Source organism: Fibrobacter sp. UWS1 (genome assembly GCF_002300445.1).
Lineage (GTDB): Bacteria > Fibrobacterota > Fibrobacteria > Fibrobacterales > Fibrobacteraceae > Hallerella > Hallerella intestinalis.
In genome coordinates this window covers 1,551,883-1,572,937 of sequence record NZ_NSGW01000001.1, presented here as the reverse complement: position 1 = coordinate 1,572,937, position 21,055 = coordinate 1,551,883, and the positions used below count along the sequence as shown (strand labels likewise).

Below are 21,055 nucleotides of genomic sequence, written 5' to 3'. Positions count from 1 at the left end.
AGGGAGTTAAATCCTCGGTGCGACGGCGAGTGCGGCGGCAAAAGATTTGGGTTGCTGGGGAAGTTGAATGTCTATTAGGCGAGCTCCGTCCACTTCATCTTCCAACACGTTGCGAGAAAGCACTCCGCTCAAAAAGGAGCCACCGATACATTTGAACAGGGCTTCTTTACGGCACCAGATCCGATAGAACTGGCGCAACGCTTTTTCTGGAGAAAGTCCGCTTTTTAAAAGCAGCGTAGTTTCCTCTTTAGCGAAAAAACGCTCGGCAATGCGCAATGCGCGGGGGCGCAATTTTTCAATATCCACGCCGACTTTGGCTGTAAAAGAATAGGCGAGAACACAGGTGTCCTTGCTGTGCGTCCAGTTCGCGTCAAATCCGCAGTCGGGAAATTCAGGGCGTCCGTCCGGAGTTCGTTTGATATCTACGCGGGTCAGCTGCATTCCCGAAACCGATGATAAAACCGACAAAATTTCATCCAGATGATTTTTTACAGGCAAAACGCACCAATTCACCAGTCCAAAAGGAGTATTCACTTCGTATTGCGTTATCATGACTTTAATATAAATTTCATTCATTCAAAGAGACGCTATTTAAATACACATTTTTTATTGGGCGTATTTTTGAAAAAGCCTTTTGGGATTTTGATAGTAGAAATGCGTATTTGCTATTTTATTTCCATGCGCTTTCATTTTCCGATAGTTGTTGTGTGCTTTTGGCTTTTCGCTTGCAGCGATATCAACAGCGGTTGGACGGTCGATGGCGGCGGATACATGAATTTGCAGCTGAACGGCAGTGAAAAATTAAAACTTGACATTTCTCCTGATGATGGGGATGTGGATTTGCGCGTGAACAAACATTTTGTCCTTTTTCTGGGCAAAAACGACCAGGGCGACAGGCTTCAGTTAATGGTTTACAAGCCTGTTCTGGGCCTCAATACGCCGCAAACCAATCCGAATTACACCTATCTCGTCCTTGGCAATAGCGTTCCCGCCCATATCATCGATGCGGATTCCAGCTATGTCAAGTTCGACAGAAAGGACAGTATTTTATGGAGCGCCGACATTCGGCTTATTTTTAATCATTGTTACGGAGACGATTGCGATTCTACTCGGACCGTCGTTTCTGGCCGGATGCAGTATTGGGTTGATCCCGACGACCGCTAAGTCGCAATTTTATGATATTTCCCCTTGACATTTTCTCATAACCTTTCTAATTTGGGGGCATCAAACGGTCGATTAGCTCAGTTGGTTAGAGCGCTACCTTGACATGGTAGAGGTCACAGATTCGAGTTCTGTATCGACCACTGTTGAAATCCAGTCTCAAAAGATTCTGGATTTTTTTTTGCTTTTAAACGAATTTCGGGGTTTTGTTTTCTTTAGGTCATAAATGGACGGTCGAAAGCTATAAACTTAAATCGATTCCTGTTGAAAAAAGCGCAGCATTCTTTCTTTATAATCCGGAATTTCATCGGGAGCAGCGTGGCCACCGTCTTCATAAACATAAAACTCGCACGATTTTTTCAATGATTTTAATTTGTTTGCAATTTTAAGAGAGGCTTCCAAACTCAAAACGCCATCCTGGCCTGCGCCTATGACCAATACGGGACATTGAATTTTTTCCAATTCGTCGTAAGTATTCACCTCGTTGCAAGCTTTGGCGCAAATGAAAAATCGGGCAAGTTCTTCGGTCGAAATTTTCCTATAAAGAGCGAGCAAAGCTCGGCGATATCGCTCTACAAATTTTTTAGAAAATGCATCGTCAATAAATCGGTTCACCAGCCCCGAAGAATCACCGGCTTTCGCTAAACGCATCCATTCGTCAATGACTTTTAACTGTAGCGGCTCTGGGCGGGAAGACGTTGAACCCAAAATCATTTTGTGAACTAAATTCGGATAGCGAATAGCCAAATCCTGCGCAATCATGCCGCCTTGAGAAAAGCCAAATATGTCCGCATTTGAAATGCCTAAATTTTTCATGGCTTCTGCAATATCATCGGCCATTTCCTTTAAGGAATAACCGGGTGAAATCATTTTTCGGCGATCAAAAAGATATACGGTATATTCTTCCGCAAAAATTTTATAAGATTCGGCGACTATCGCCGCCGACTTCAAAATGTTCTTTATAGAAAGTCCTGGAATGATGATGAAAAATTTTTTTCCAACGCCAAAACGCGCGTATTTCATTTCGCCATTATGGAGGCTAGCTGTTTCCATTTTGATTTCCATAAAATTAAAATAGTCTTTTTTTTGATCTTGACCAGAAAATGGGAATGATACGCAAGCCAACTAGGCTTTCTTGCCCTTCAAAAAGCATATTCCCTTTTCATTTAAAATGCGGTTCCAAATAAAAAAGCCTTGCTCAAGGCAAAGCTGTCCGAACATTTCATTCTTGTTCGATTATTTCACATTCCAGTTGCGAATAAGTCCTGTATAGATTTGACGCAGGGTTTCTTTGTTCAAATTGTCCTGAGGATTTTTAGAATTGACGATCACGGCAATGCCGTCCCTGGCGATTGTCAAACTGTTCAAGACATCCTTTTCACTGGATTTGAGATCGCGGCTCGCCATGCCGATATCGCAAGTTCCTTCTTTGGCGGCCAGCATTCCCGACGAGGAATCATTCGTTTGGATTTCAATTTCTACCCCCGGATTTTTTTGGAGATAACCTTCTTTCAGTTTTTCCATTACCGGAGAGACGCTAGAAGAACCGGCTATCACAATTTTTCCTTTCAGATTCTTGCTTTCATAAACTTTTCCTTCCACCACGCTCACATAGCCGTTCGCATCCACAATACTCTGGCCATCTGCGCTCATAATAAAGTCTAGGAAATCCTGGGCTATTTCGCTGATTTGCGATTTGGTTGCTACATTAAACGGTCTAGCGATCGGATAAGTCCCCCGTTTAACGTTTAATTTGTCCGGAGAAACACCGTCGATTTTCAACGCTTTGACGGAGTTGTTCATTGAACCCAGGGAAATATATCCTATCGCGTATTCATTTCCCGCAACTGTAGAAATCACTCCTTGTGTTCCATCAATCGTAAGAGCCTCTACCGTCGTATTGTCTTTCTTTTTTCCATTTTGTTTTACAAGGATGCCGACCAGCTCCGTAAACGCATCGCGTGTTCCCGAGCCGGCTTCTCGCGTGATGACCGTGATTTCCCTGTTCGTGTCAAACGAAAGCTTTTTAGAATTAGAATCGTCGCGGCAGGCTGCTATAATCGCCAAAACGACAATTCCCGCTATTGCTGAAACGAATGTTAGTTTGTTCATATTGAACTCCTTTTGGTTGATTGTTTTTAAGACATTCATAAGTTAGCTGGGCTTCGTAAAAAGCAATAAAAGGTTTGTGTAAAAAGCGGGTAAAATAAAAGTTTTCAAAATAGACTTTTCTCCAATTTTACAATTTGGGCCCAATAGTCTTTACATTCGACATCTACATTCAAAGCGTCATTCAATCGGGCTTGGCCCAAAGGAGAAAAAAATGACATTTCTTAAAAATCACGGTTCTTTCGGTTTCGCTCTTCTTGTTGCTTGCAGCATGACTTATGCCGCAGACGAAGGATTTGACCTGACCGGAAACATTCAAACCCAAGCGACGAAAGCCGTTTACGATAACGACAAGGAAAACAATTTAGACGGATTCTGGTTTCGGGCAAACATTGGCGGTAATTATAAATCCGAAGACTTCGACGCCAAAGTTACCATTCGCATGTATGCGCCCAATTTCAACAACGGTTCCGACAGATACCAAGCGGACACCTACTACGGAAATTACAAGTGGAACGATTGGGGATTGAATTTAAAACTCGGACATTGGAAAACGGATACCGAAAACGGTGGCAATTTCGGTGCTTATTTGGACAAAAGTATTTCCAAGCGGGGATTCCTTTCCCGCGACTATTCGCATGACGCTTTGGAAGTCGGCTTCAAAAAAGGCATTTCGCAGCTCAACGTGATGCTCGCCACCGAAGACGGCTATTTCAACCAAGGTTATTTACGTGTAACCGAAGATGTCAAAATCAATGAGAATTTGAATTTAGGCGTCGGTTATCGCGCCAATGTAATAGACCCCATTCAGTATTCGGCGATTGTTACGCATCGCGCCAATCTCCGGGCCAATGTGAAGATGGCAAAGAACCTGTCCCTTTATGGAGAAGCAGCCCTAATCATCACCGGAGAGGATGAGGACGTAAACAAGGAATCGATTGACGCGGGCTTGGCGGTTTCTCCGGATTACGCGCAGGATACAAAATACTTCCCCGTTTACGCCGGAATAGAAATTCCCACCGCAGGAATTTTAGACAAGGCTTTTGTTGAAGTGGAATATGTCAATAGCCGTGATGAACTGAACGCCGATGCGGATGATTGGGCGTGGGCGGCGGGAATTGTGAAAAAAATCGGTTCGAGAACGAAGGCACAAGTCTCCGTTTATAGCGAAAATGAATTGAGCGATGTTGCTTTCTCTGCGCGAATTACAACAACTATCAAATAGCTTTATGTTTCGATTGAATCTAAATCAGTTCAAAGAAAAAACGATGTCGGGAGTATTCTTGCTTTCGGCATTTGCCAGCATTTTCTTTGTTCTTCTTATTTGCGTTTTTCTTTTTGCAAACGGTATTCCCGCTATGCAGAAAATCGGATTTTTCCAGTTTCTTTTTGGGAAAATCTGGGCTCCGACAGATGAACCCGCTCTATACGGCATTTTTCCGATGATTTTAGGAAGTTTGTATGTAACTTTAGGAGCTTTAGTCATCGGTATTTCCGTCGGGATTCTTTCTGCAGTGTATCTGGCTAGATTCTGCCCTGTCCAATTACACAAAAGATTGAAACCGGCGGTGGATTTGTTGGCGGGAATTCCCTCTGTCGTTTACGGTTTTTTCGGGTTGGTCGTCATTGTTCCATTTGTCCGGACGTATTTTGGCGGTAGCGGAGCGAGTATTCTTGCAGCGTCCTTTTTGTTGGGGATGATGATTCTTCCCACAATCATTTCCGTATCGGAAGCGGCAATTCGAGCTGTTCCAAATAGTTATTATGAAGGAGCTCTTGCTCTAGGGGCAACGCACGAAAGAAGCGTATTCTTCGCTGTCCTTCCCGCCGCAAAATCCGGGATTACCGCCGCTATCGTACTTGGCTTCGGACGAGCCATCGGGGAAACCATGGCCGTAATTCTCGTCGCTGGAAATCAAGCGAGAATGCCGAACGGAATTTTGAACGGAGTGCGAACTCTTACGGCGAACATCGTCCTCGAAATGGGATATGCGACCGATTTGCATCGAGAAGCGCTCATTGCAACGGGAGTCGTCCTATTTGCCTTCATTCTCATCATCAATCTGATCTTTTCCGTTCTCAAAAGACGAGGGCACGTATGACCAGCAAAATTTTACGATATGCAGTAAAAATATCGATGGCAATTACCGTTGTATCTATGGCGTTCCTTGTCATCTATGTTTTGGTAAGCGGCATTCCATACTTGAAACTGTCCCTTTTCGCATTGGAATACAATTCCGAAAACGTCTCCATTCTTCCCTCCATTTTCAATACATTGATCCTTGTATTTGGTGCGATACTGGTCGCGGGACCTTTGGGAATTTTTGCGGCGATATACCTAGTTGAATACGCCCGTCGGGGAAACAAAATCGTTTCACTTGTGCGCTTGACGGCAGAAACGCTTTCCGGGATTCCGTCCATTGTTTACGGACTTTTCGGAATGCTCTTTTTTGTGACGTCTATCCGCTTGGGCTATTCGCTTTTGTCCGGCATATTCACTGTTTCCATCATGATTTTGCCTCTTATTCTGCGAACCACTGAAGAAGCCCTCCTCGCTGTTCCCGACAGCTATCGAGAAGGTGCATTCGGTTTAGGCGCAGGAAAATTGCGTACGGTCAGTACAATCATTCTTCCCGCGGCGATTCCCGGCATTTTATCTGGAATCATTTTGGCTGTAGGTCGCGTAATCGGAGAAACAGCTGCCCTCATTTATACGGCAGGGACAGTTGCCGATTTCCCCAAGGGCATTTTTTCCTCCGGTAGATCGCTCGCTGTTCACATGTATGAACTTTCCCGCGAAGGTTTGCACACAGGAGAAGCTTATGCGACAGCAGTGATTCTCATCCTAGTCGTTCTTATTATCAATTGGATTTCAAACAAATTAGCGAATAAAATCAAGAAGGTTTGATATGGAAACAAACAAAATCACAATTCAAGAAATGGACCTGTTCTATGGGAATTTTCACGCGATTAAAAGCGTCAATTTGAATATTCCCGCCAATAAAATCACCGCTTTTATCGGACCGTCTGGATGCGGGAAAAGCACTCTTCTCAAATCGTTAAACCGCATGAATGATCTTGTGGAAAACTGTAAAATCACAGGTACGATCGAATTGGACGGAAAAAACATCTACAAAGATTTCAACGTCAATCTTTTGCGAAAAAAAGTCGGTATGGTTTTCCAAAAACCAAATCCTTTTCCCATGAGTGTCTATGACAATATTGCTTTCGGTCCGAGAACTCACGGCATCCGGAATCGTATTAAACTAGATGAAATTGTAGAAAAATCCTTACAGGGCGCAGGTGTTTGGGATGAGTTGAAAGACAGACTGACTAAAAGCGCGTTAGGTCTTTCCGGTGGGCAACAGCAACGACTCTGCATCGCAAGAGCGCTTGCTATCTCTCCAGACGTTCTTTTAATGGACGAACCAACCAGTGCTCTAGATCCCATATCCACCGGGAAAATCGAAGATCTGGTTCTAGAACTGAAAAGTAAATACACAATTGTTATGGTAACTCACAATATGCAACAAGCCACTCGCGTTTCGGATTTCACCGCATTTTTCCTTTTGGGAGAAATCATAGAAATCGGAGAAACGGAGCAACTTTTCTCCATGCCCAAGAATAAAAAAACCGAAGATTACATTACCGGGAGGTTCGGATAATGAGAAATCGTTTTACATCTCAACTCGAAGCATTGAACGACGGCATTATAGAGATGGGAGCCCTTGTAGAAGAAGCTTTTGCCGAAGCGACAGAAGCACTTCTTTATTTTAACAAGGAACAAGCGCAACGGAATATCGACAACGACAAAGACATCGATCAAAAGATGAAAGATATCGAAACTCTGTGTCTGCGTCTGCTCTTAAGCCAGCAGCCCGTCGCCCGCGATCTTCGACTGATATCCGCGTCACTTAAAATGGTTAGCGATTTGGAAAGAATTGGCGATCAATGCGCCAATATTTCTGAAATCGTCCTGACTCTCGCCCAAAAAAGTACCAATCCCGCCCCCATTCCTGTAATCCCCATTATGTCGACGAATATCTCGCGTATGATATCTCAAGGAATCGATGCTTTTGTCCGAAAAGATCTCCCTTTGGCCAAGCGTGTCTGTGATATGGACAACATAATCGACAACGCGTTTATCGAAGCCAAAAAGACTCTTGTCGAATCTATCCGATCCAATTCGGCAGAGGCGGATAATGTAATCGATTCTTTCATGATTGCCAAATATCTAGAGCGCATTGGCGACCATGCGGTCAATGTTGCCAAATGGGTGGTTTTTGCTGAAACAGGGTCGCGGGAAGTTTAATGTTTCGAAATCATCGGATCTTCTGATGACGGCGATGATCTATGTAGTGCGTAAGGAAACGGTAAAACGTTTCCGTTTTGCTATTGTCCTGCTTATTCCGCCGCAAAGAAACAACAATATCTCTTTTAAAATCCGCATCCGTAATTTCTAATAAGTGAATTTTTTTGTGGTCCATTTTTCCCCAAGAAATTTCAGGCCAAAAGCCAACGCCGATTCCTGCTGCAATCGCTTCTTTCACCGCCAAAACATTGTCACTTTCAAAAGTAAGGCGTGCCTTAAATCCTATACTTGCACAAAGTTCGTTGCATATTTTCCGATACTGTTTTGAACCGTAAAGTCCAATAAAATTTTCTTTGATGTCAAATAGAGAAATTCGATCTAATTTTTTATAATCCGACATGCTGGGGACTGCTAAAAAAATTTGTTCCGAAGTGACAAAGGTCTCGTCGCTTTCCGTGTTATCCAATTCCGGTTTGTACGTCGCATAAGTTCGGACGCAAATGTCGAACATTTTTGTTTCTTCATTTTGAATCAAGTCTATGTTCAATTCATGGTTATTTTGTTTGTAATCAATGACCGCTTGCGTTATCAATGTTGAAGCCGCCAAAACATTTAATTTTACATTATAATTTTGCTTGTCCGCGCTATCTCGCAGCAATTGTGGCAATGCCATCAACTCTTCATAGATAGGTCGCAATTTTTCATAAAAAAAACGACCATTTTCTGTTAATTTGATGTTGCGTCCCTGATTTTTAAACAAGGGAATTCCTAATTCATCTTCCAATTTGTGGATGGACTGTGTTAAAGCCGGTTGAACAATGAACAGATTTTTTGCGCTTTGAGTTACATGTTCCGTTCTGGCAACTTCCAAAAAATATTTCAACTGCGTCAGTTCCATGTTTATATTATAGCTTTTTTCACACATAAATTCAAATAATTAAATCTTTTAGAGCTTATCATTTTTTTTTATGGATTCGATACTTGAAAACTATTAGTCAAAGAAAAAGATGAAAACTATCTTTTGCACAAAATCCACCCTTTTTTATTGGATTGAAAAAATTATGCAATGGCTGCTCGATCTTTTTACGAAACCTTCTGTCGCCGAACAAATTGTCGCCCTTTCCATTACGGCGGCACTGGGTTTGATGCTCGGCAAAATCAAGATAAAAGGAATTAGCCTAGGAGGTGCTGGCGCATTATTCGTCGGCATTCTGCTGGGGCATTGCGGCCTTCGGATGGATCCGAACGTTCTTCATTTTATTCAGGAATTTGGTTTAATCCTTTTTGTTTATACCATAGGAATGCAGGTAGGGCCGGGATTTGTCGATTCCATTCGCAGACACGGACTCATTTTAAATATTCTTTCTTCGTCAATTGTTTTTCTTGGCGTAGTGGTTACCCTTTGCATTTATTTTTTCACGGATTTGCACAATAACGTTCCTGTACTTATCGGGATGCTTTGTGGTGCCGTTACGAACACGCCGTCTCTTGGAGCGGCCAATTCCGCGCTGACTGCGGCAGGCGTAGATTCTTCTTTAACAGGCGTCGGTTATGCGGTCGCCTATCCATTTGGTGTTATTGGCATTATTTTGGTTATGATTTTAATTCGCGTATTCTTTAAACAAAATCCCGCGCAGTCTGCCGATGAATACGCCAAAGAAATTGCCGCCACTCGTTCGGAAATCGTTTCTACTAGTCTTTTAGTGGAAAATAAAAATCTTTTCAACATTCCCTTGAAAGAAATTCCCGGATTGATTTCCAGCGGTGTTGTCATTACCCGTCTTTTGCGCGGAGAAAGCGTATTTACTCCTAACGGTAAAACCATTATTCAGGATGGCGATAAAGTGCATATTGTCGGTTTGCCAGATGCGGTGCATTCTATGGAAAAAGTTATCGGTTCTAAACTTGCGCATCCGATTACTCAAATGGATTCAAAGCTTGCTACAAAAAGCATTTTGGTAACGAATAAAAAAATGCTCGGAAAAACGATTGGTTCCTTAAATTTTCCAGAACGTTATGGAGTGACTGTCAGCAGAGTTGTTCGCGGGGATTTCAAATTCACGGGACGTTTGGATTTGCGCCTCAAATTTGCTGACAAATTATTGGTTGTCGGCCCTAATGATGGTATAGACGCTGTCGCCAAGGAATTGGGAGATTCCTTGAAAGCTTTAGAGCATCCTGAAATTCTTCCTGCTTTTTTAGGAATTTTTATCGGTGTCATCGTCGGCTCGATTCCCATCGCCATTCCTGGAATGCCGATGCCATTAAAACTCGGCCTAGCTGGAGGCCCTTTAATCGTTGCCATTCTTCTTTCTCGTAAACGCAAAATCGGTCCGCTGAATTTTTTCATGGCCGCGAGCGCCAATCTCATGTTGCGCGAATTGGGCATCACCCTTTTTCTTGCCTGCGTCGGATTGAATGCGGGAATCCGTTTCTTTGATGTGCTTTTACACGGCGATGGCTTTTACTTTATGGGGCTAGCCGCGCTGATTACATTTATTCCGCTGATTATCGTCGGCATTGTCGGGAAATTGGTGTTCAAAGTGAATTACTTAAGTCTTTGCGGAATGATTGCGGGTTCCATGACGGATCCTCCTGCACTCGCTTTTGCTAACGGGCTCTCTAACTCCGAAGCGACCAATGTGGCTTATGCGTCTGTCTATCCACTAACTATGCTTTTGCGCATTGTCAGTGCTCAAATTCTAGCCATTTTGCTGCTGAGTGTTTAATCTTCTTTTTTCAGAAGCCGCTGAATATTTTCTAGCGATTCTTGATCGAACATTCTTTTTTTGAAATAGTATTTTCGGTCTTCGTCGGTGATTTTTCGAATGACTTTGCATGGATTTCCCGCTGCAATGCAATCCTCCGGAATGTCTTTTGTCACAACGCTGCCCGCTCCCACAACGACATTGCTGCCGATAGAAACTCCAGGGCAAACGACAACGTTTCCGCCGAGCCAAACATTATCGCCAATCGTAATCGGCACTCCATATTCGTAGCCGGTATTTCGCATGTCAGGGTGAATCGGATGTCCTGCTGTATAAAGCGAAACGTTCGGACCAAATAAACAATTGTCGCCGATGTGAACTTCAGCTACATCTAAAATGGTGCAATTATAATTGGCGTAAAAATTTTTTCCTACATGAATGTGAAACCCATAATCGCAATGAAACGGCGGATTGATGATGCCGTTTTCACAAGTTCCTAACAATTCCGCGGTTGCCAACTTGAGCGCGTTAAAATCCGACGCATCCATTGTATTCAATTTTTGAACAAGCCGACGTGTTCTTGCCATTTCAGCAAAGCAATCTTTATCGGCAATATATGGAATGCCCAAATCGCGTCTTTCTGTATTTTTCATACAAATGAATCCCTTTTCAAACGTTTCCCGCGGAATTTAAAATTCTAAACCTACAGGGCAATGGTCGCTGCCAAAAACATCATCGTAAATGCAAGAGCTTTTGACCAGCGGGAAAAAATCTTTGGAGACTATGAAATAATCCAATCGCCAACCAGCATTGTTTTCTCGGGAACGCCCAAAATAACTCCACCAGCTATATTGCACTTTATCCGGATTCAACGCCCGGAATGTATCTACAAAACCACTGTTTAAAAGCTCGCTGAATTTGGATCGTTCCTCATCCGTAAAGCCGGCATGGCCTCGATTCGCCCTCGCATTGCAAATGTCTATTTCGTTATGCGCGACATTCAAATCTCCGCATAAAATCACCGGTTTCTTTTTTCCCAGACGATGCAAATAGGCGCGGAAGGAATCCTCAAAATACATCCGCGAAGCCAGACGGCTCAAGTCCCGTTTCGCATTGGGAACGTATGTCGTAACGAGATAAAAATTGTCATATTCCGCCGTAATGCTTCGACCTTCATCATCATATTCGGCTTCACCGTAACCATAATGAATGTCCAGCGGTTCCGTTTTACTGAAAATCATCGTGCCGGAATAGCCCTTGCGCTTTGCCGGATACAGATATTCGTAATAGCCTTCGGGATGGAAATCGATCTGATGCGATTCCGCCTTAACTTCTTGCAGGCAAAACATATCTGCCTGAATTTGGTTGAAAAAATCTGGCAATCCTTTTTTGATGCACGCGCGAATCCCGGCGACGTTCCAAGATACAATTTTCATTTCCCAGCTCCTTGATGTTCAAGCGTTCTTTTTGAATCGAGAATTTCGAATAAATTTGCCATTTCAAAACAGAAAATAGAAAATTTTCGTGCGAAATTTCCGGAAAGCGAAATCGCCGCACACGCAGATTCATATTTCAACAAATTCCTCGTCACTGCGGATAAAATCCACCAATCGTTCTAAAGACCTCTCTTCGTTTCGCTTTAAAGAACATTCCCAGACGACAGCGACCCGACAATCTTGCAGAAAAAGCTTCCGCAAAACTTTTACGTCCCGAGCCACATTGGCATCGAATTTGTTGTTCCAAAAATCGGAATTGGATTTGGGGCGAGAGGTGAAACGACAACCATGCTGATGCCAGAAGCAACCATTCACCAAAACGGCCACGCCAAATTTAAGGATGAACAAATCCGGCGTTCCGGGCAAATTCCGACAATGCAGGCGATACCGCAATCCCGCCGCCCAAAGCGTACGCCGCACAAGCATTTCCGGAGTCGTGTTCTTGCTGTGAACAGCCTGCATCATTTGCTTTCTATTTTTCCGACGGCGCATGGTGAAAAAATCCGCCTCCATTAAACAGAGAAACGCGCTGCATTTAAAAATAGAAATCCTAATAAGGTTCCCTGCCAAATTTTACATAGATGATGAAAATTTGCAAGGGCGTTCCCCGGCTTCCGAAGGCCGCCGGGTCGGGCTCTGCTCGCCTCGCGTGCTCGGCTCATCGAGCCTCTTCGAGTCTCGCCACATTCGTGCGACGATCCCTAACGCAAAATCAGCTTGGCGAGTTCTTCCTGTGCACCGCTAGACGTTTCGTAATTCTGCATCACAGTCTTTACATCCAGCAGAATACAGGCTATTTTGCGGTAAGATTTTGAGCAGTCTTTCCAATCGCCATAAATAAGACCGGCAAAGCGCATTCCAGATGTCGCTAAGCCCGTCGTAGTCTCATCGCTTTCACAATACGGCATAATGAACGCATTGTAGATGTGTCCCGAAGTAAAAGCGAATTCCTTTTCCACAAACTCCGCATAAGCCATCTGTTTGCAAACGGATTCCGCTCCCGGCAAATGCGCCTTATTTTTAGTTATCCCGAATTTGTAATATTTGGAATCAAGAATAAAGCAATCTCCATCACAAATCATTATCGTGTCGGGTCGCAGCGTAGAGCGTTTCGGGTCATTTAAAACTTTTCCTTCTTCGGATTCTTCAATGTTTTCTTCCTTGCCATTGTTATTCCAATGCAAATGCGGATTAAATTTATCCTTCGCAGTACCCTGTGGCAATTTTCCAAAAATCCTATCCACCATCCCTTCCCAAACGGGAGCGAACGTATTCACTCCGAAATAAAATTCGTTTGCAGTCTTTCCGTCTTCAGTTTTATGCCCGGCAAGATACTCCACAATTCGGGCCAAGTCAGCGAGCAAGCGCAAATCGCGGTCGTTAAACGTTTTCGCAAGCTTGGAATGAATTGCGTTGCAGAACAGGTCATAATCAAAATCCAACTGCGGCTCTTCGGACGGATCTATGCCGAATAAAAATCCGAGTTTCACAAGAGCGTCGTGAACGCAGAACTTGTGGACCTGCGTAATGAGCGTATCTTCGTTATAGCTGACTTTACGGGCGACAAAATTCAGATACACAAGATTCTGTGCATCTTCGGTAATGACAGGCTGCACGGCCTTGATTGTCCGGCCCCAACTGATTTTCCCGTTCGCGCCCTTTTTGTACAGAATTTCCTTTTCATCAAGGTAACCGAAATCGAGAAAATTTCGGATAACATTCAAGTACGAAACCATCGGAAATTCAGATTCGCCATGTTCTTCTGCGAATGTGGAAATAGAAGAATCCTGATGGATTGGATCCTGCAGCGAACGGTCGGAAAGTACTGTAAAAAGATTGACGACGCATTCCCGCAATTCTTCTTCGGGGAGTTCGCGCAAGGCCGAGTCGTCTTTGAAATATCCCAAAGGAAAGATGATGCTTGTTTCCAGCGCTCCATCTTCCTTTGATTTTTCACAACGAATGCCGACGAACTCAGTCTCCGAATTCGCCTTGGATTCGCAGGAACATATTTCGTTTAGCTTTTGCATCAAGGATTACAGCGTTGGCGATGCTACAAATGCGACAAGATTCGCCTTGTCCTTGAAAACGTCAAAGCGTTCTTTCCCTTCAGACGGTTTTTCAAAGGAGTTGATCAACTTTTCCAGAGTATCAATTCCTTCGGCAAATACTTGCGGACGCTTGAACTTGAAAACGTCATCCCACAGGAATTTCAGGACCTTTTCGGCAAAGACCTTGTCGTCAATAATGCCGCCCACGTTGCTCACGAACCAGACTCCAAGCCGCTTGTCTTCGGTGCTGGAAAGTCCTTTGAGGGTGGCCGTAATTTTGGCGTTGATCCATCCCCAGAATTGCCCCCATTTAATACCGGTATCGTCAATTTCCGCGTTGTACTGAGCATTGACGGCGGGCTGAGTGAGGTCGAATTCGTTGCGAACCAATTCCATGTCAAAACGGCGCTGGAAAGCGTTATCCAAAGTGAACACATTTTGGTCGCTAGTGTTCATCGTCGCTAAGATGGAAAGGTTGGGCGGCAAGCGGATAGCCGTATTCGCATTGAAGTGAATTTCTTTTATTTTGATTTCTTCAATAGGTTCACCGTCGTTCCGTTCTTGGTAAGAACCGTCATCCAGTTTTGTTGCTTTGCGGATATACGCATTAACATCATCGTTCTGGACAAAATACTGGCTCCAGCCCTCTGTAAACGTGTTTACAGAAGCATTTGCAGGGTCATTGCCGAGAGAGTCTGTTTCGCCAGCCTTGAGCCTATCCAACAACTGGAAGGTATCGCCGAAAATGGCGGCCGCATTACCGCGGTTGATTTCTTCAATAACCAGATAAAATTGTTCATTGGGATTGAGATAAGCCCGCTTGATAATTTGCGTAAACGGCCCGGGGGTAAATTCGTAGGTGACGTGACCGTTGACTTTCGGTAAAATCTGACCGATGAATTCGGCGTTGGTGTATTCCGGGTGGAACACGACACGAACCTTGTTTTTCTCAGGAACGTCCTTCAGTTGCTCCCGGATCTTGTTGCTCTTACCGCACCCCGGAACACCGTAGTAGATGATTTGGGAGGGGGTGAAGGGAAGTATATTGCTCTCGTTAGCATCCTTTTTTACATCACCAAAAAAGTCAATGTCGACCGGAGTCTGTGTCGTCAACTTGTAGAAATCTGTACATGTCGCCAAAACCGCAGCGTTTTTGTCAGAACTAGATATTCCGATCAAATCATATTCTAATACATTCTGTTTCTTTAGTATGACAAAAAAATCGTTTATTCGTAATAATTTTCGAAATTCAATGAAATCTTTGTCGTCAAGACTCTTTATAGATAATTCAACTTGGTCTTCTTGACCTTTTCTTCTACTACGTAAGACGCTTGCTCTTACAATTTTTTTGGGTGAACTAAATTCTATTGAAGCGTGTTCTTGAGATAAAGAATTCACATTTTCTGCATAAATGTTTAACGGAATTCGCAGTGTGAAGTATTTTTTTAAATCATCGTCTTTGCTGTCGTACCCAACGTTAAAATATCCATCCGCTTCCAAAAAAGGAAAGAAATCCTTTTGTTTCCCTGTAAACGCCATATGCGACTGATGGGACGAACCTGTATCAGAAATTGTATTTGTTGCGGCAAGTTTTTTTACGATAATTCCATCGTAGCTGTTTCCGCCTAGGAAAGGGCATGATTCGAGAATCAGATTGTAAACTTCTGAAAAATTCATGCTACACCTCCATATAATTGTTTTTTATAAGGAAATAAAGAACTGCATATATTGTATTGACACTCACTGCATTTCCAGCTTGTTTGTATAGAGCTCCGTCAGCAACACCTTTTTGACGCCCCTTAAGGGCAAAATCGGACGGGAAACCCTGTAACATAAAGGCTTCTTCAGGTGTCAATTTTCGAATTTGCAATTTTGCCAATTCGTCTTTTGACATAGTTTTTACAGGATTGATTTTACCATTAGACTCAATAAAATCTTGGCTATAATAATTATCTTGACAGGCTCGATGCATTTTATGCATCGTCGCTGTTAAAGGGCGTGCAACAATCTGATTAATATCAGACTTGGATTTAAAGCCTGCAGAGCCATTGCTCAACAAGGTCGGCTTGATTCTCTCTGATAAAAAGTATTTGGCATCAACTTTTTTTGAGAGAACTCCGCAAACATTTTTATAGTGTAGAACACTCAATTTTTTATAATCTTGTTCAAAAAGATTTATGACATTTTTGGCACTAAAATCTTTAAGTGGCTTTTTCTTTGATTGAGCCCTAGTTGCAAAAATCACTATTCTATTTCTTTTTTGAGGCAGATGAAAATCTGCTGTATCAAAAACATCGTAATAGACTGAATATCCTAACCCCTCTAACTCTGCAACGATTCGTTTAAATGTATTGCCACCATCATGATTGACTAGATTTTTCACATTTTCCAACAGAGCATACTTAGGCTTCTTTACATTCAGTATATCCATTATCCTGAAGAACATTTGACCTCGTTCTTCACCAAAACCTGCCTGTTTTCCCATCATACTAAAAGTCTGACAGGGAAAACCTCCCGTTAAAATGTCGAAATTGGGCAAACTTCTTATATTACTTTTCTTTGCCGTAAATGCAACGATGTCACCAATCGCCCTTTCATCATCTTTGGGCGAATAACATGCTTGGTAGGTTTGAACAGCCTTTGAGTCTATTTCAGAATAACCAACGCATTCTATAGGAATGCACAGGTCTTTCCCTATAAGGTCTATAGCTCTTCTGAAGCCCCCTATTCCAGCAAATAATTCTAAATGCTTCATAGGAACTTCCTTATGGCGTTGCCAATCACAAAAGCCAACTTTACAGGAACTGCGTTACCAATTTGCGCATACCAAGAATTTTGTGGACCAGTGAAGATGTAATCATCCGGAAAGGTTTGTATTCGTGCCGCTTCTCTAGGGCTTAATCCTCGGGCTTCCCAAGGATGGATATACATGTTGCAATCAAACTTCATGTGAGACGTAATCGTCTTACATATTTGGGTCTCGTCAAGTTTGAAATACTTGTCCTTGAAAATGTCATTACGTTTTTTATATGGCATTATGTCTGCAATTGATTCGTGCAAAGAATTGGCTCCTTGCGGCAGACGTCGATAAATTTCTATATCTCGTTCGTTGTTGTAGCGATTCTTGTGATTGTAAAGTTTGTCAATATTTCTTTTGCCATTGATGAATTGATAAAAATCATTCTTGGGGTATTTGAATTTCCTTACTGTGAATCCAGACTCTTCGTTTTCAACGTCTTGCTGACCTTTCTCTTTTCGAGCCTCCAAATGAGGCAAGCCAATCAACGCATCTTTCAGCGTAAATGCTGGTCGCTTTTGCTTTTCTATTTCAGCAAATATTTGCTTTGGATCAACCCCATCACGATTGCCGATAAAGATTAATCGTTCACGATTTTGGGGAACTCCATAATCTTGCGCTCTTAATAATGCGTAATCAAATTGATACTCATCACCGAGATATTCTTTGAAATTTTCCTTTATCTCAGAAATCTTATTCGCCATTCCCTTGACATTTTCCATAATGAAGAAATGGGGACGAGCATATCGCAAAAATGTTAAATACGCTTTGTATAAGTTATTCCTTGGATCGTCTATGACTCTTTGACGATTTGCCATAGAAAATCCCTGACAGGGAGGGCCTCCGCAAACTAGTGTTGCATTAGAAATATGGCGTTTGTAATTACTTAAATTCTTATTAAGTTCGTTGATGTCGCCAACAAAATATTGTTCATCGGAAAGAACATGATTTTTTTTGTAGGTGTTGCAGTAAGTTTCTACAATTTCGTTGACAAAGCACGGAGTGAATCCTGCTTGTTCTAGACCAGTGCTCAATCCGCCGCAGCCAGCGAACAAATCGACGAATGTATATGGCTTTTTTGATGCCACAATAACTCCTTGAAAGTGAACGAGTTCACTCTCGCGGGAGCGGTTCTGGCCGATTCGTTTGGCCGGGGTGCGGACAAAAAGAAACGGCGGGGAGCCGACTCACTCCTCGCCTAAAAGCGCGACATTTTCAAAAGAATACAATACACCCGCATAATCTTGCAATGGATTGCTTCACCCTTTCAGGGTTCGCAATGACGTTGCAAAACAATCCCGAACGGATACAGTTCGCCCAGGGGACACTACGCCCGTGTAATCCACGGACAATGGCGAGTAATTGTCTTATTCTCGTTGCAGAAATTGTCGAAGTTTCAAGTAGAGGACAAGAGCAAAACTCAACGAGTTCACCCCATCCAGCACAAGCCCATGCTTTTCTGAAAACAAAAAAGGCGTGGAGTTGAATGCATCTACCTACCTGAGGCCTTCGACTGCCCGCAACGAATAAACGCAAACAACTCACGCCCCCAAAGGCCGCTATGCTGATTAGGCAGTTCGATATACAACAACCATATAGCACAAACGTTGCCGCAAAAAAACAGCAGACGTGAGCGTTCGTCTTGTTCTCGCTGCAGAAATTGTCGAAGTTTCAGATAGAGGACAAGAGAAAACCCTAATTTCATTCAAAATATAGATTATTTCGGATTAAAACGCCGTTTTTCACTGTTTTTGAAAGAAAAGACTTGCATCTGCGGCACAAATAAGCTATATTCACTTTGAAGTTAACACTCTATTGCCGCTACCAAAGGCAAAATGAGTCACATTAATCCAGTTTTTTTTCACAAGGTTTACGAATCTTTCGATAGGAATCCTTGCGAGAAAGGCACTTCCGCGTCTTTGGCGCAAGGGAGGACCCCAATGGGTTCTTTTAGGTACTATAATGAAGAGACAGGACAGTTTGATAAACTGTCTTATACCACCGTCGCCCGCGAGGGCAACCTCAAAGTTGTCGTTCTAAACGAGGGCGAAAATCAAATCAAGCCGATAGAATTGGCGAATTCGCCAAATTCGATTTACGCAATCAAAAACAACAAGGGCGAAATCTCTAGCATCAATTTCTTTGGCGAAGACAAACGGAAGACAAAACAAATCGATTTAAAACACAAACATCAAGGAATGATACCCCATGTTCATGAGTTCCATGGAGAAAAGTACCATCCGAGTTCGGCAAGACCTTGCAACAAAGAAGAACTTGAACTCATCTCGAGAGCAAAGGAGTTGGCAAAATGATATCCTTTAAGTCGGTAGAAAATTTCTTTGAGGAATGCACCACGGGTATTGAATTCAAGTATGAAGAGAAATGGTATCTCATCGAGTTTGACGACCCATTTACAGGTATCGGCAGGGTTCGGATACATTTGCAAGACGAAGATTCCGACGGTTATCTTGACGACTCCCGTTGTGAGGAGTTTGAAAACCTCGAAACACTAGTTCACTCCTACAAAATTGGAAACAGGACTCTTGCAGAAATAATCTGCGACGAGAACGGCATTCTCAGAAGCGTATTGCCCGTAAGGCGTCGAATTGAAAAATGGCAATCCGATTTGTTCGATGGGGTAACGGATGAAAAATAAGATTCCCTTTATTGCTAAATGGGGATTACTATTTCATAAACAAAAATATCCCCGAATCTACAAGCAAAAGATAGACCTACGAGGAAAAAAATTCGTTCTGATAAATGAAATATCTAAAATTCCACATGAAGAACGAAAGAATTACATTCTGCTATTCTATGCTGACGAAAAGCATTTCAACGCCTATTATGCAGACTTGAACGAAAAAAGGATTAAGACTCTTCAAGAGTTTTATGCCATCTGCGGATTAGATTTTTCGACTTATCCTGGATTGGACGAAGACGAAAACATCGTCGCCATCAAGCGCATTAGGAAGTTTTGCTCATTTTGTCAGCAGCACGACATTCTTTGCATTTACAATATCGTTTGGACAAGCAAGGAAAGTTACAAGGTCGCTTTTTCCAATGTAGAAAAGGGGAGCGTCGTCATCATTAGCACCTATCGGCTGCAAGATAACGACGATGAAGTTTTCCGCAAAGGATATCCTAAAATGAAACGGTCAATGCGCCCATCTATAATCCTCTGTTATGGGAAACCGCAAAAAATTATGGAGAAGGATGTTTCAAAAGGACTAGTAATAAAAGTGCCGCCCCGTTTTGAATTACTAAAAATGGAATATACAAAAAAATCGGGACAATGTTCTTTTCTTGAGAATCTTTTGACAGCCTAAGGAGTCGCTATGTCAGAACAAACATTTGGGTCATTCATAAGCCAGAAACGCAGAGAAAAGGGCATCTCATTGAGAAAGTTTGCAGAAAGTCTTGGCAAATTTCCTTCCTATATCTGCGATATCGAAAAAGATCGGCGTCATCCGGTTGAAAGAGAGTTCTTGCTTAAAATAGCGGAGTTACTCTCGTTGTCTGATGATGAAAAAAATACACTTTTTGATTTGTCAACTCAAGAAAGAACTGAATACGCTCCTACCGACATCTCTGAGTACATAAATGCGAATCCGATGCTGAGTTTCGCCTTGCGCAGGGCCAGAGACGCCGGAATAACAGATGAAGAATGGAAAGAGATTGACGCTTATATAGAGAGGATGAAAAATGCTAAAGATAGATAGAATCATAGATTATTCAGGATTTAGTAAAGACTCCAATGGTGTATTCTATCTTTCCGAAAGCGATTTGGACAAAGTTGCGGAAAATATCATACTCCAATTAGACGCAACATTCCTATTCGAACCAAGACCGATTCCGGTTCTAGACTGGATAGAAGATGGTGTTTTTGGAAACAAGTATGATTACAAGGACCTTGTCGTTCCAAAAGCATTTGGCTTAACGTCGTTCCATGACGACGCTGTATTTGCAAGAGATTCGGAATCTGGGCTTTTGGTTCCCATCAAGGTCGAAGCAAACACAATTCTTTTGAATGACACATTACCTGAAACTCAATTACGTTTTACCGGTGGACACGAAGTTACTCATTTCGTTATACATCCCTATTATTTTGCAGAGAAACGTATGGCAGTTGCAGCGAATTTCGGATATGGAAAGATAATACCATTTACGCCAGAATCGTATTGGCTGGAATGGCAGGCAAATTATGGATCAGCGTCATTGCTAATGCCTAATAGAGCCTTAAAAATAGTTGCTAGTGATTTTGTTCAAGAAAACGAAATTTTGAACGAGCAGGATTCAAATTTCTGGCCTTTAGTTCATAAAGTTGCAGAAGTTTTCAATGTGTCGAAATTCGCTGCAGGAATTCGTCTTCGACAACAAAAGTATATCACGAATTATCCTGATTATTGATAAAAGAAATCCTG

23 protein-coding genes and 1 tRNA gene are annotated in these 21,055 nt (G+C 42.6%); 13 read left to right on the top strand and 11 right to left on the bottom strand.

What is annotated here, in order from left to right:
- Positions 1-6 precede the first annotated feature (6 nt).
- A complete protein-coding gene (locus tag BGX14_RS06630; RefSeq protein WP_095879429.1) occupies positions 7-576 on the bottom strand; it encodes a 4'-phosphopantetheinyl transferase superfamily protein in 570 nt (189 codons plus the stop codon).
- A gap of 102 nt (positions 577-678) precedes the next feature.
- Here BGX14_RS06630 and BGX14_RS06625 point away from each other — a divergent pair, with 102 nt between their 5' ends.
- On the top strand, positions 679-1,164 hold the full coding sequence (locus BGX14_RS06625) for a hypothetical protein (protein WP_143394171.1): 486 nt from the start codon (positions 679-681) through the stop codon (positions 1,162-1,164).
- Positions 1,165-1,230: 66 nt separating this feature from the next.
- Positions 1,231-1,304: transfer RNA gene (locus tag BGX14_RS06620), tRNA-Val, on the top strand.
- A gap of 106 nt (positions 1,305-1,410) precedes the next feature.
- Here the strand turns inward: BGX14_RS06620 and BGX14_RS06615 are convergent.
- On the bottom strand, positions 1,411-2,184 hold the full coding sequence (locus BGX14_RS06615) for an alpha/beta fold hydrolase (protein ID WP_158223250.1): 774 nt from the start codon (positions 2,182-2,184) through the stop codon (positions 1,411-1,413).
- 213 nt (positions 2,185-2,397) lie between these two features.
- Complete coding sequence (locus tag BGX14_RS06610; RefSeq protein ID WP_073301932.1) at positions 2,398-3,273, bottom strand: substrate-binding domain-containing protein; 876 nt, start codon at positions 3,271-3,273, stop codon at positions 2,398-2,400.
- A gap of 211 nt (positions 3,274-3,484) precedes the next feature.
- On the opposite strand from BGX14_RS06610, the gene BGX14_RS06605 reads away from it, so the two are divergent.
- From BGX14_RS06605 to phoU, 5 genes are read left to right on the top strand one after another with little or no spacing between them, the layout of a single operon-like run.
- Positions 3,485-4,495, top strand: a complete 1,011-nt coding sequence (locus tag BGX14_RS06605) for a hypothetical protein (protein WP_233126432.1) — start codon at positions 3,485-3,487, stop codon at positions 4,493-4,495.
- A gap of 4 nt (positions 4,496-4,499) precedes the next feature.
- Positions 4,500-5,372, top strand: coding sequence for a phosphate ABC transporter permease subunit PstC (gene pstC, locus BGX14_RS06600; RefSeq protein ID WP_073301789.1), 873 nt, complete (start codon positions 4,500-4,502; stop codon positions 5,370-5,372).
- Positions 5,369-6,178, top strand: coding sequence for a phosphate ABC transporter permease PstA (gene pstA / locus BGX14_RS06595; RefSeq protein WP_095879426.1), 810 nt, complete (start codon positions 5,369-5,371; stop codon positions 6,176-6,178). The genes pstC and pstA overlap by 4 nt, the downstream gene beginning before the upstream one ends.
- A 1-nt stretch (position 6,179) precedes the next feature.
- Positions 6,180-6,935, top strand: a complete 756-nt coding sequence (gene pstB, locus BGX14_RS06590) for a phosphate ABC transporter ATP-binding protein PstB (protein ID WP_095879425.1) — start codon at positions 6,180-6,182, stop codon at positions 6,933-6,935.
- Entirely contained in the window at positions 6,935-7,582 is a 648-nt protein-coding gene (phoU, locus tag BGX14_RS06585) for a phosphate signaling complex protein PhoU (protein WP_073301794.1), read from the top strand. Before pstB ends, phoU begins: the two co-directional genes overlap by 1 nt.
- Before the next feature lie 10 nt (positions 7,583-7,592).
- Here the strand turns inward: phoU and BGX14_RS06580 are convergent, their stop codons facing one another.
- Positions 7,593-8,465, bottom strand: coding sequence for a LysR family transcriptional regulator (locus tag BGX14_RS06580; protein WP_233126431.1), 873 nt, complete (start codon positions 8,463-8,465; stop codon positions 7,593-7,595).
- 178 nt (positions 8,466-8,643) lie between these two features.
- Here BGX14_RS06580 and BGX14_RS06575 point away from each other — a divergent pair, with 178 nt between their 5' ends.
- Positions 8,644-10,311: a putative transporter gene (locus BGX14_RS06575; protein ID WP_095879791.1), complete on the top strand. Its 1,668-nt coding sequence runs from the start codon at positions 8,644-8,646 to the stop codon at positions 10,309-10,311.
- On the opposite strand, the gene BGX14_RS06570 is transcribed toward BGX14_RS06575, so the two are convergent.
- The 7 genes from BGX14_RS06570 to BGX14_RS06540 form a co-directional block, all read right to left on the bottom strand.
- Positions 10,308-10,943: a sugar O-acetyltransferase gene (locus BGX14_RS06570; protein WP_095879423.1), complete on the bottom strand. Its 636-nt coding sequence runs from the start codon at positions 10,941-10,943 to the stop codon at positions 10,308-10,310. The genes BGX14_RS06575 and BGX14_RS06570 overlap by 4 nt on opposite strands.
- A gap of 36 nt (positions 10,944-10,979) precedes the next feature.
- The gene (locus tag BGX14_RS06565) at positions 10,980-11,726 is read right to left on the bottom strand and encodes an exodeoxyribonuclease III (RefSeq protein ID WP_095879422.1); all 747 of its coding nucleotides are present in this window, start codon (positions 11,724-11,726) and stop codon (positions 10,980-10,982) included.
- 129 nt (positions 11,727-11,855) lie between these two features.
- A complete protein-coding gene (locus BGX14_RS06560; RefSeq protein WP_233126430.1) occupies positions 11,856-12,278 on the bottom strand; it encodes a very short patch repair endonuclease in 423 nt (140 codons plus the stop codon).
- A gap of 209 nt (positions 12,279-12,487) precedes the next feature.
- Positions 12,488-13,816 carry an LlaJI family restriction endonuclease gene (locus tag BGX14_RS06555; RefSeq protein WP_095879420.1) on the bottom strand — a complete coding sequence of 443 codons (1,329 nt, stop codon included), beginning with the start codon at positions 13,814-13,816 and terminating at the stop codon, positions 12,488-12,490.
- Between the two features lie 6 nt (positions 13,817-13,822).
- A complete protein-coding gene (locus tag BGX14_RS06550) occupies positions 13,823-14,950 on the bottom strand; it encodes an AAA family ATPase (RefSeq protein ID WP_158223249.1) in 1,128 nt (375 codons plus the stop codon).
- Positions 14,951-15,515: 565 nt separating this feature from the next.
- On the bottom strand, positions 15,516-16,592 hold the full coding sequence (locus BGX14_RS06545) for a DNA cytosine methyltransferase (protein ID WP_095879418.1): 1,077 nt from the start codon (positions 16,590-16,592) through the stop codon (positions 15,516-15,518).
- Entirely contained in the window at positions 16,589-17,722 is a 1,134-nt protein-coding gene (locus BGX14_RS06540) for a DNA cytosine methyltransferase (RefSeq protein WP_198951169.1), read from the bottom strand. The genes BGX14_RS06545 and BGX14_RS06540 overlap by 4 nt, the downstream gene beginning before the upstream one ends.
- Positions 17,723-18,574: 852 nt before the next feature.
- Here BGX14_RS06540 and BGX14_RS06530 point away from each other — a divergent pair.
- From BGX14_RS06530 to BGX14_RS06510, 5 genes are read left to right on the top strand one after another with little or no spacing between them, the layout of a single operon-like run.
- Positions 18,575-18,946: a hypothetical protein gene (locus BGX14_RS06530; RefSeq protein ID WP_143159270.1), complete on the top strand. Its 372-nt coding sequence runs from the start codon at positions 18,575-18,577 to the stop codon at positions 18,944-18,946.
- Positions 18,943-19,290, top strand: coding sequence for a hypothetical protein (locus BGX14_RS06525; RefSeq protein WP_073301811.1), 348 nt, complete (start codon positions 18,943-18,945; stop codon positions 19,288-19,290). Before BGX14_RS06530 ends, BGX14_RS06525 begins: the two co-directional genes overlap by 4 nt.
- A complete protein-coding gene (locus tag BGX14_RS06520) occupies positions 19,280-19,960 on the top strand; it encodes a DUF4417 domain-containing protein (protein ID WP_073301813.1) in 681 nt (226 codons plus the stop codon). The genes BGX14_RS06525 and BGX14_RS06520 overlap by 11 nt, the downstream gene beginning before the upstream one ends.
- A 9-nt stretch (positions 19,961-19,969) precedes the next feature.
- Entirely contained in the window at positions 19,970-20,353 is a 384-nt protein-coding gene (locus tag BGX14_RS06515) for a helix-turn-helix domain-containing protein (RefSeq protein ID WP_073301815.1), read from the top strand.
- Positions 20,337-21,041 (top strand): ImmA/IrrE family metallo-endopeptidase, encoded by a 705-nt coding sequence (locus BGX14_RS06510; protein ID WP_073301817.1) that lies wholly within the window; start codon positions 20,337-20,339, stop codon positions 21,039-21,041. Before BGX14_RS06515 ends, BGX14_RS06510 begins: the two co-directional genes overlap by 17 nt.
- The last annotated feature ends 14 nt before the right edge of the window (positions 21,042-21,055 follow it).

Coding starts and splice junctions, on each gene's coding strand:
- BGX14_RS06560 (WP_233126430.1), bottom strand. CDS start 12,278: ATGCGCCGTCGGAAAAATAGAAAGCAAATGATGCAGGCTGTTCACAGC.
- pstA (WP_095879426.1), top strand. CDS start 5,369: ATGACCAGCAAAATTTTACGATATGCAGTAAAAATATCGATGGCAATT.
- BGX14_RS06520 (WP_073301813.1), top strand. CDS start 19,280: ATGAAAAATAAGATTCCCTTTATTGCTAAATGGGGATTACTATTTCAT.
- BGX14_RS06610 (WP_073301932.1), bottom strand. CDS start 3,273: ATGAACAAACTAACATTCGTTTCAGCAATAGCGGGAATTGTCGTTTTG.
- phoU (WP_073301794.1), top strand. CDS start 6,935: ATGAGAAATCGTTTTACATCTCAACTCGAAGCATTGAACGACGGCATT.
- BGX14_RS06525 (WP_073301811.1), top strand. CDS start 18,943: ATGATATCCTTTAAGTCGGTAGAAAATTTCTTTGAGGAATGCACCACG.
- BGX14_RS06510 (WP_073301817.1), top strand. CDS start 20,337: ATGCTAAAGATAGATAGAATCATAGATTATTCAGGATTTAGTAAAGAC.
- BGX14_RS06615 (WP_158223250.1), bottom strand. CDS start 2,184: ATGAAATACGCGCGTTTTGGCGTTGGAAAAAAATTTTTCATCATCATT.
- BGX14_RS06605 (WP_233126432.1), top strand. CDS start 3,485: ATGACATTTCTTAAAAATCACGGTTCTTTCGGTTTCGCTCTTCTTGTT.
- BGX14_RS06565 (WP_095879422.1), bottom strand. CDS start 11,726: ATGAAAATTGTATCTTGGAACGTCGCCGGGATTCGCGCGTGCATCAAA.
- BGX14_RS06570 (WP_095879423.1), bottom strand. CDS start 10,943: ATGAAAAATACAGAAAGACGCGATTTGGGCATTCCATATATTGCCGAT.
- BGX14_RS06555 (WP_095879420.1), bottom strand. CDS start 13,816: ATGCAAAAGCTAAACGAAATATGTTCCTGCGAATCCAAGGCGAATTCG.
- BGX14_RS06545 (WP_095879418.1), bottom strand. CDS start 16,592: ATGAAGCATTTAGAATTATTTGCTGGAATAGGGGGCTTCAGAAGAGCT.
- BGX14_RS06530 (WP_143159270.1), top strand. CDS start 18,575: ATGGGTTCTTTTAGGTACTATAATGAAGAGACAGGACAGTTTGATAAA.
- pstC (WP_073301789.1), top strand. CDS start 4,500: ATGTTTCGATTGAATCTAAATCAGTTCAAAGAAAAAACGATGTCGGGA.
- BGX14_RS06575 (WP_095879791.1), top strand. CDS start 8,644: ATGCAATGGCTGCTCGATCTTTTTACGAAACCTTCTGTCGCCGAACAA.
- BGX14_RS06515 (WP_073301815.1), top strand. CDS start 19,970: ATGTCAGAACAAACATTTGGGTCATTCATAAGCCAGAAACGCAGAGAA.
- BGX14_RS06625 (WP_143394171.1), top strand. CDS start 679: ATGCGCTTTCATTTTCCGATAGTTGTTGTGTGCTTTTGGCTTTTCGCT.
- BGX14_RS06630 (WP_095879429.1), bottom strand. CDS start 576: ATGAATGAAATTTATATTAAAGTCATGATAACGCAATACGAAGTGAAT.
- pstB (WP_095879425.1), top strand. CDS start 6,180: ATGGAAACAAACAAAATCACAATTCAAGAAATGGACCTGTTCTATGGG.